The sequence below is a fragment of the Sphingobium sp. PNB genome (genome assembly GCF_019873065.1).
GTDB classification, from domain to species: Bacteria; Pseudomonadota; Alphaproteobacteria; order Sphingomonadales; family Sphingomonadaceae; genus Sphingobium; species Sphingobium fuliginis.
Window position 1 is genome coordinate 1 of the sequence record NZ_JAINEZ010000141.1, and the last position, 7,803, is coordinate 7,803.

9 protein-coding genes are annotated in these 7,803 nt (G+C 65.8%); 3 read left to right on the forward strand and 6 right to left on the reverse strand.

The features are described from left to right. Positions 1 to 177: 177 nt before the first annotated feature. Both K7W03_RS25840 and K7W03_RS25845 read left to right on the forward strand, forming a co-directional pair. Positions 178 to 855 carry a TPM domain-containing protein gene (locus K7W03_RS25840; protein WP_222887780.1) on the forward strand — a complete coding sequence of 226 codons (678 nt, stop codon included), beginning with the start codon at positions 178 to 180 and terminating at the stop codon, positions 853 to 855. Further along, the gene (locus tag K7W03_RS25845) at positions 852 to 1,394 is read left to right on the forward strand and encodes an NUDIX hydrolase (protein ID WP_222887772.1); all 543 of its coding nucleotides are present in this window, start codon (positions 852 to 854) and stop codon (positions 1,392 to 1,394) included. Before K7W03_RS25840 ends, K7W03_RS25845 begins: the two co-directional genes overlap by 4 nt. Before the next feature lie 137 nt (positions 1,395 to 1,531). On the opposite strand, the gene K7W03_RS25850 is transcribed toward K7W03_RS25845, so the two are convergent. From K7W03_RS25850 to sdhC, 4 genes are all read right to left on the reverse strand, one after another. Next, entirely contained in the window at positions 1,532 to 2,548 is a 1,017-nt protein-coding gene (locus tag K7W03_RS25850; RefSeq protein WP_222887774.1) for a 50S ribosomal protein L11 methyltransferase, read from the reverse strand. 203 nt (positions 2,549 to 2,751) lie between these two features. Further along, positions 2,752 to 4,566 (reverse strand): succinate dehydrogenase flavoprotein subunit, encoded by a 1,815-nt coding sequence (sdhA, locus tag K7W03_RS25855; protein ID WP_025547629.1) that lies wholly within the window; start codon positions 4,564 to 4,566, stop codon positions 2,752 to 2,754. Further along, a complete protein-coding gene (gene sdhD, locus K7W03_RS25860; RefSeq protein ID WP_044662728.1) occupies positions 4,566 to 4,955 on the reverse strand; it encodes a succinate dehydrogenase, hydrophobic membrane anchor protein in 390 nt (129 codons plus the stop codon). The genes sdhA and sdhD overlap by 1 nt, the downstream gene beginning before the upstream one ends. After that, positions 4,955 to 5,350 carry a succinate dehydrogenase, cytochrome b556 subunit gene (gene sdhC / locus K7W03_RS25865; protein WP_025547633.1) on the reverse strand — a complete coding sequence of 132 codons (396 nt, stop codon included), beginning with the start codon at positions 5,348 to 5,350 and terminating at the stop codon, positions 4,955 to 4,957. The genes sdhD and sdhC overlap by 1 nt, the downstream gene beginning before the upstream one ends. 283 nt (positions 5,351 to 5,633) lie before the next feature. Between sdhC and K7W03_RS25870 the strand changes: the two genes are divergently transcribed. Next, positions 5,634 to 6,965 carry a methyl-accepting chemotaxis protein gene (locus K7W03_RS25870; RefSeq protein WP_222887776.1) on the forward strand — a complete coding sequence of 444 codons (1,332 nt, stop codon included), beginning with the start codon at positions 5,634 to 5,636 and terminating at the stop codon, positions 6,963 to 6,965. Positions 6,966 to 7,010: 45 nt separating this feature from the next. Here the strand turns inward: K7W03_RS25870 and K7W03_RS25875 are convergent, their stop codons facing one another. Together K7W03_RS25875 and K7W03_RS25880 are read right to left on the reverse strand one after the other, a co-directional pair. Next, positions 7,011 to 7,289 (reverse strand): DUF2218 domain-containing protein, encoded by a 279-nt coding sequence (locus K7W03_RS25875; RefSeq protein WP_222887778.1) that lies wholly within the window; start codon positions 7,287 to 7,289, stop codon positions 7,011 to 7,013. Positions 7,290 to 7,291: 2 nt separating this feature from the next. Next, a partial coding sequence (locus tag K7W03_RS25880) for a PadR family transcriptional regulator (protein WP_226870524.1) occupies positions 7,292 to 7,803 on the reverse strand: 512 nt, incomplete at its 5' end.

Below are 7,803 nucleotides of genomic sequence, written 5' to 3' on the forward strand. Positions count from 1 at the left end.
CAAGGGACGGCGCTATCGGGGCGGATCGGGACCGATCATCCTGTGGGGGCCGGGCGATTCCGGATGGGGCGGCGGCGGTGGATCAGGCTGGGGCGGTGGCGGCTGGGGCAGCGGCGGCGGCGGCTTTTCGGGCGGCGGCGGCAGCTTCGGCGGCGGCGGCGCGTCGGGGGACTGGTGATGCGCCTGATCATGAACGAAGCCGATCACGACCGCGTGACCGCTGCGGTGGCCGAAGCGGAGAAGGCGACGGATGGCGAGATCGTCACCATCGTCGCGCGCCGGTCGGACGCCTATCATGATGCAGGGCTGCACTGGGCCATCGGCGCGGTGTTCCTGGCCCTGTCGGCGGCGGCGGCCTTTCCCCTGCATTTCCGGCGCTTATGCTCCGGGCTGCTGCAAAGCTGGGAGCATGAGGTGGAGGACTGGAAGCTCTTGACGGTCCTGCTCAGCCTGCTCATCCTCAAATTCCTGATCGTCCGCTATGCGCTCGCCTGGATGCCGCTGCGCATGGCGTTGACGCCCAAGGCCACCAAGGCCCGCCGCGTGCGCCGCCGTGCCATCACCCTGTTTCGCGCGGTAGCCCAGGGGCGCACGCGCGGACGGACCGGCGTGCTCATCTACCTCTCGCTGGATGAGCATCGGGCGGAACTCGTCGCGGATGCGGCGATCAACGAAAAGGTCGCTCCGGAAATCTGGGGCGAGGCCATGGCCGCGCTGATCGACGGCGTGCGCGCAGGCCGCGCCGCCGAAGGCATGGCGGAAGCGGTGCGGCAGGTCGGCAGCGTACTGGCCGAATATTTTCCGGCGACCGGCGACAATCCCAATGAATTGCCCGACAGGTTGATCGAATTATGAGCGAACAGGACGGGGCTTCCCCCGAAGAGATCATGTGGGAAGGCCGCTTCATCACCGCCAAGCGCCGGGGCAGGTGGGAATATGTCGGCCGGGCGCGGGGCATCCATGCCGCCGTCATTCTGGCCGTGGACGAGGCGGCGGACGGGCGGCATGTGTTGCTGGTCGATCAATATCGCGTACCGCTGGGCCGCCGGTGCATCGAATTGCCCGCCGGCCTTGTGGGCGACCATGACGAGGGCGAGGAAGCCGTGCTGGCCGCCACTCGCGAACTGGAGGAGGAAACCGGCTACCTGTCCGGCCGGATGGAGGCTTTGGGTGAATTCTACAGTTCGCCCGGCATGGTGTCGGAGAGCTTCACGCTGTTCCGTGCGCATGACCTCATGAAAACCGGCGATGGCGGCGGCGTGGAAGGCGAGGATATCCGCGTGCACCGCGTGCCGCTCGACAGAATTCAAGACCGGATCGCGGCATGGCGGACGGAAGGCTTCGCAATCGACGTGAAGCTGCTGTTGCTGCTGGGTGCGGGCATCGTGGGCTGAGGCCTTTTGCAGGGCGAGGCGCTCCAGGCAGCCCCGCCCTGTAAATGCATCACCTCCGCCAACGTGCGGTCACCTCGACCGTCCGCTGTCGAAACGGTCCCAAGTCGATCCGGGCGATGATCACGCTCAGCCAAAGGTCACAGACTGCCGAAACCAGGGGCTTCGCCACGGGCATTGCCGTCGATGCGGGTCGGCCGTCTCCAGCCGATCCGCGGGCGCTTGCGCAGGCGGAGGGTCGGCCAGTCGCCGCGGTCCGTCCGTTCCGCCAGGCGCATTCCCTGGGCGCGATAGGCAGCCAGCACCGCACCGGCCTGTTCATTGAGCAGCCCCGCAAGGACGATGGTGCCGCCTTCCTCCACCAGCGCGCAGAGCGAGGGAGCAAGTTCGATCAGCGGACCGGCCAGGATATTGGCGATCAGCAGGTCATAGGGGGCGCGCGTCGCAATAGCCGGGTGATCCACGCCGGCAGCCGTGTAGAGCGCGAGTTGCCCCTGTCCCTTGCCCGTCGCAATGCCGTTGGCCGCCGCGTTGGCAGCGCTGATCTCCACCGCGACGGGATCGATATCCGACGCCGTCGCATAAGCACGCGGCCAAAGGTGGAGCGCCGCGAAGGCAAGCAGGCCTGTGCCCGTTCCGATGTCCCCGACATTGCCGAAGCGCATGCCGACCCGCCTCATGCGGTCGAGCATGATCAGGCAGCCCGCCGTGGTTTCATGCTGGCCAGTGCCGAAGGCGCGGCTCGCCTCGATCAGGAAATTGACGTGACCGGGCGCCGCCGGGTCGCTGGCGAGATTTCGGACATGGAAACGCCCCGCAGTGACGGGCTCCAGCCCCTGCTGGCTCAACGTCACCCAATCCTCGTCGGGCAGTTGCTCGACCAGCGGCTTGACGCCGGCGGCGCTGGGGACGAGCGAACGGAGCAGCCGGATCGCGGCGGGGCTCGGCTGGCCTTCGAAATAGGCGTCGAGCCGCCAGCTTTGTTCATTATCGGGCTCCGCCTCGCTGGTCATCAGCACAGGCGGGCGATCCATCAGCGCGAAGGCGGCAATGTCGCCATCCAGCGCTTCGGCCTCCGCACGGGTGCATGGGAAGGTGACTTTCCAGCTTTGCGCCTTCTCTTCGGCCAGCGCGGATGGGGTGGCAAGGTCGTTCATGTCGCGGCCTTTAGACCTTTGGCGGATGGAGGGGAAGCAGGCACATCTGCCGGGGATGCAAGCCTTGGGTGATCGAGGACATCAAGCCCCTTCCCTGAAGCAGGGGGAAGCGCCGGTGTCCGCAATTTCCCAGAACGAAGCATATATAAGAAAAGGGCGAGCTTCGCAGCCCGCCCTTTCCTGTTTCCCGCCGTTCGCGCGGCTTAGTACACGCGCGCCTTGGGCTTGATATATTCCGCCTCGTCCGTGAGCGTGTAATCGTGCACCGGACGGTAGTCGAGCGTCACCTTGCCGCCCTTGCCGCCCCAGCCCTCGAACCAGCTTACGGTGTGCTTCATCCATTCGGCGTCGTCGCGGTTCGGGAAGTCCTCATGCGCATGGGCGCCGCGGCTTTCCTTGCGGTTTTCCGCGCTGACCATGGTGCAGACCGCCTGGGACATCAGATTGTCCAGTTCCAGCGTCTCGATCAGGTCGGTGTTCCAGATCAGCGAGCGGTCCGAAACCGCGACGTCCTGCAAGCGGCCATTGACCTCTGCCATCTTCGCGACGCCCTCCGCCAGCAGCGCGCTGTCGCGGAACACGGCGGCGTGCTTCTGCATGGTGTGCTGCATTTCCAGGCGGATCTTCGCCGTGGGGGAACCGCCCTTTGCATTGCGATAATGATCGAGGCGGCCCAGCGCCAGGTCGGCCGCGTCCTTGGGCAGCGGACGATGCGAGCCGTTGGGCTTGATCGTTTCCTTGAGGTGCAAGCCGGTCGCGCGGCCGAAGACGACGAGATCGATCAACGAGTTGGAACCCAGGCGGTTCGCGCCATGGACCGAAACGCAGGCCGCTTCACCCACGGCATAGAGGCCCGGCACCACGACTTCGGGATCGTCACCGACCTTCGTCACCACCTGCCCATGATAATTGCAGGGAATGCCGCCCATATTATAGTGGACGGTCGGCGTCACCGGCAGCGGCTGGCGGGTCAGGTCGACACCGGCGAAGATCTTGCCGCTTTCGGTGATGCCCGGCAAGCGTTCCGCCAGCACCTTGGGATCGATATGATCGAGGTGCAGGTAGATATGGTCCTTGTTCGGACCCACGCCGCGCCCTTCGCGCATTTCCATCGCCATCGAACGCGACACGACGTCGCGCGACGCCAGATCCTTCGCGGAAGGCGCATAGCGCTCCATGAAGCGCTCGCCCTCGGAATTGGTGAGGTAGCCGCCCTCGCCCCGCGCGCCTTCCGTGATGAGCACGCCCGCGCCGTAGATGCCGGTCGGGTGGAACTGCACGAATTCCAGATCCTGGAGCGGCAGGCCCGCGCGCAGCACCATGCCGCCGCCGTCACCGGTGCAGCTATGCGCCGAAGTGGCGGAGAAGTAAGCGCGGCCGTAACCGCCCGTCGCCAGCACGACCGCCTTGCTGCGGAAGCGATGGATCGAACCGTCTTCCATGCAGATGGCGATGACGCCCCGGCATTCCTTGCCGTTCGGGCCGTCTTCCATGATCAGGTCGATGGCGAAATATTCGATGTAGAAGTCCGCGTCATACTTCAGGCTCTGCTGATAGAGCGCGTGCAGCATGGCGTGGCCGGTACGGTCGGCGGCGGCGCAGGTGCGCTGCACCGGCGGGCCGGCGCCCATATTCTGCATGTGGCCGCCGAACGGACGCTGGTAGATCGTGCCGTTGTCGTTACGGCTGAACGGAACGCCCGCATGCTCCAGCTCGATCACGGCGGCCGGCGCCTCGCGCACCATATATTCGATCGCGTCCTGGTCGCCCAGCCAGTCCGACCCCTTGACGGTGTCGTACATGTGCCAGGTCCAGTGGTCGGGCGAGTTGTTGCCAAGGCTCGCCGCGATGCCGCCCTGCGCCGCCACCGTATGGCTGCGGGTCGGGAACAGCTTGGTGATGCAGGCGGTCTTCAGGCCCGCTTCCGCACTGCCCATGGTGGCGCGCAGGCCGGAGCCGCCGGCACCCACGACGACCGTGTCATAGGTGTGGTCGATGATCTTGTAGGCTTCGCTCATTATTTGACGATCCCCGTGAAGGCGATCTTGGCGATCGCGAAGATGCCCGCGGCCGCACCGCCAATGGCATAGAAGTTCAGCAGCAGGATGCAGAAGAAGTTGAGGCCCTTGTCGTGGACATAGTCCTCCAGCATGATCTGCATGCCCAGGCGCAGGTGATAGAAGATGCTGACCAGCATCAGCATCAGCGGCACCGCCACCAGGGGCTGCGCGATCCAGTTATGGACGCTCTGATAATCGAGGCCCGGCAGGGCGATCAGGCTGAACAGCAGCCACAGGACCAGCAACAGGTTGCCGACGGCGGTATAGCGCTGCGCCAGCCAGTGATGCGCGCCATGCCTGGCCGATCCAAGACCGCGGACGCGGCCGATTCCGGTTCCGGTTCCCATCAGAATTTCCCCGTGCAGATGGCGGCCCAGAAGGCGATGGTGAGGAGCGTCGAGAAGACGAAGGTCAGCAGCGACCAGATCTTGTTGTTCTTGAGCTCATAGCCCGCGCCCAGATCGAGCACGAAGTGGCGAAGACCGGAGCAGAGATGCTGGAAGAAGAACCAGCTAAGGCCGGCCATCACCAGATAGCCGATGGGCGAAGTCGCGCATTTGACGAAGGTTGCATAGGCATCCGGCCCCATGGCGGCGGCCATCAGCCACCAGACCAGTCCCATCGCGCCGACCGTCGCAAGACCGTTGCCGGTCACGCGGTGCATGATGGAGACGGCCATGGCTGGCCCCCATTTCCAGATCGTCAAATGCGGCGAGAGCGGCCGGCTCGTGGTTCGCGCCATATCTTCCCTACGTCCCTGATGTTTGTCCCTCGAGTCCCGTCCCCTTAGGAGCGATACGCCAAGAGGGCAAGCCGCCCTGACCACGCGACGGGGCGATCCCCGCCGGGCCGGCGGAACATTTCCGGGATGAGGAACCATGCAGGCCGGTTTTCGGCGGTCGATGACGGGTAAAGCGCCAAAGGATCGGGATCGGGGCCGAATGTCCGCCGATCCTAAGAAGTGATTAACCAAATGGCGCTATCACCCGACGGGACAATGAGACCAATCTGGGGTTTTGCCGCACATGAATTCCGCCGCCACGCCCAAAAGCACCGTCCTTGCGATGATGAGGGAGGTCGACCCGCATGGCGAGCTGGCGCAGGGGTTGCGCCAGATTCGCGACCTGCTGGGCGAACAGGTGACCTTGGCGGCGCGCACTTTCTACGATGCCTATGTCGAGCAGACGGGGCTGCGGTCGAAGCTCAACCCCTCCACGCTCGCCAAGATCGAGACGGAAGCGCATGAATATGTGCGCCAGAAACTGGGCTATTACGATGCGGGCGAATGGGCGATTTCCTCCATCGCCTGCGGACGCCACGCCCGCAAGCACGGCTCCCCGCTGCGTGCGGTGCTGATGCCGGTGGCTGCGGCCAACGAGAAGCTGATCGACCTTATCTGGCATCGGATGGAGGATGAAACGGGGCGCCGCCGTCTGGTGCATGTCATGATGCAGGTCGGCATGGTCGACGCCGGGCTGATGGCGAACGTCATCGCAGGCGACGAGGCGGAGGCGCAGCGCAACGAGCGCCAACGCTTCGGCACGATGTTCGAACAGCGGATCATGGGAGAGATCGACGGCGCGTCGCAACTGGGCGAATCGCTGCGCGAACAGGCGAAGGACGCATCGGCCGCGACACGCGGCATGCTGGGCAAGGCGTCGGAAGTCGCCGCCGCCGCCGAACAGTCCGCCCTTGCGATGCGCGAAGCCGCCCGCACCTCCGCCGGCCTCATTCGCGCTATCGAGGATGCGCGGACGGAGGTGGAGAGCGCGGCCGACGTCGCCCAGCGGGCGGCCCGCCAGTCTGGCGACGCGGTGGCCATGTCGACCACCCTGTCCGACCATGCGAAATCCATCGAATCGATCCTGGGCCTGATCCGCGACATTGCCGGCCAGACCAACCTGCTTGCGCTCAACGCCACGATCGAGGCGGCCCGCGCGGGCGATGCCGGCCGCGGCTTCGCGGTGGTCGCGCAGGAGGTGAAGAGCCTCGCCAACCAGACCGCCCGCGCCACCGATGAGATCGCGGGCAAGATCGCGGACATCCAGGCATCCACCCGCCAGTCGGTGGAGACCAACGAGCGCATTCGCGACACGGTGGGCGAGGTCCAGGCCAGCGCCGAACGCATCCGCCACGCCATGGATGCCCAGGCGCAGACGGTGACGATGATCACCGCCGCTGTCGACGAAACCGCGCTGGCCGCCGACTCCATGTCGTCGACCATCAGCGCCATCCGCCAGGATACCGAGGTGGTCGCATCCGAAATCGACCAGCTCGAACGCGGCTTCATGAGCGTGGAAGGCAAGCTTTCCAGCCTGCGCGCGGCGTCATCGGACTTCGGACGCCAGGTGGCCTGAGGAAGAGCGGCGGCCGGCGGGGCGGAACTGCCCGCCCCGCCCCCCTTACCGCCAGTCGAAGGTCAGCGGCGCTTCCCTGAAGGCGAAGCGGTCGAGATGGTCCGCCACCACCTGCTTGAAGCGTTCGACATCGGTCCCCTCCCCCGGTTCGATCGTGACGGTCAGGGCGTCAGCCCCGGCCGCCATGCGGATCGGCCCCATGGGAAAGGCGATGCTTCCCTGCCGCGCGTCGAAATCGGTTTCGAACTTGTGCCCCCAATGCTTGCACAGCTGCTGGAGATAGCGGCTGGCATTGGTGGTCGGCACATGCGCCGTCAAAGCCATGGTCAAAGCCTTTCGATCCTGCTGGCCGCCTCGTCGATCAGCGCGGCGACGTCGAACATGGTCTGCGCATCCGCCCCCTCCTTTTCAAGCCGCGCCCGGACCGCCATGCCCAGATTGTGCATGGCCCGCCGGATCGGCGCGCCGTCGGTGCGTTCCGCCTTGCGCGCCAGCGAGCCCAGCCGGTCCATGACCAGCGCCACGCCTTGTTCATGGTCGGCCAGATAGGCCGTGCCAGCCTCCGTGATCGCGAACAGCTTGCGGCTGCTTTCGCCTGGCTGCTCCGCGATCAGATCCATGTCCGCAAGCAAGGTCAGCGTCGGATAGACGACGCCCGGACTTGGCACATAAACCTCGCCCGACAGGGTTTCGATCTCGCGGATCAGATCATAGCCATGGCGGGGCGCGTCGGAGATGAGCTTGAGCAGGATGAGCCTGAGCGCGTCATTGCCGAACAGGCGGCGACGGCCGCCGCCGAACGGACCATCCCCGAAGCGACCGCCAAAGCCGCCGGGTT

Excerpts from the sequence above, each read along its gene's own strand:
- sdhA (WP_025547629.1), bottom strand. The coding sequence starts at position 4,566 with ATGAGCGAAGCCTACAAGATCATCGACCACACCTATGACACGGTCGTC.
- K7W03_RS25875 (WP_222887778.1), bottom strand. The coding sequence starts at position 7,289 with ATGGCTTTGACGGCGCATGTGCCGACCACCAATGCCAGCCGCTATCTC.
- K7W03_RS25870 (WP_222887776.1), top strand. The coding sequence starts at position 5,634 with ATGAATTCCGCCGCCACGCCCAAAAGCACCGTCCTTGCGATGATGAGG.
- sdhC (WP_025547633.1), bottom strand. The coding sequence starts at position 5,350 with ATGGCGCGAACCACGAGCCGGCCGCTCTCGCCGCATTTGACGATCTGG.
- K7W03_RS25845 (WP_222887772.1), top strand. The coding sequence starts at position 852 with ATGAGCGAACAGGACGGGGCTTCCCCCGAAGAGATCATGTGGGAAGGC.
- K7W03_RS25840 (WP_222887780.1), top strand. The coding sequence starts at position 178 with ATGCGCCTGATCATGAACGAAGCCGATCACGACCGCGTGACCGCTGCG.
- K7W03_RS25850 (WP_222887774.1), bottom strand. The coding sequence starts at position 2,548 with ATGAACGACCTTGCCACCCCATCCGCGCTGGCCGAAGAGAAGGCGCAA.
- sdhD (WP_044662728.1), bottom strand. The coding sequence starts at position 4,955 with ATGGGAACCGGAACCGGAATCGGCCGCGTCCGCGGTCTTGGATCGGCC.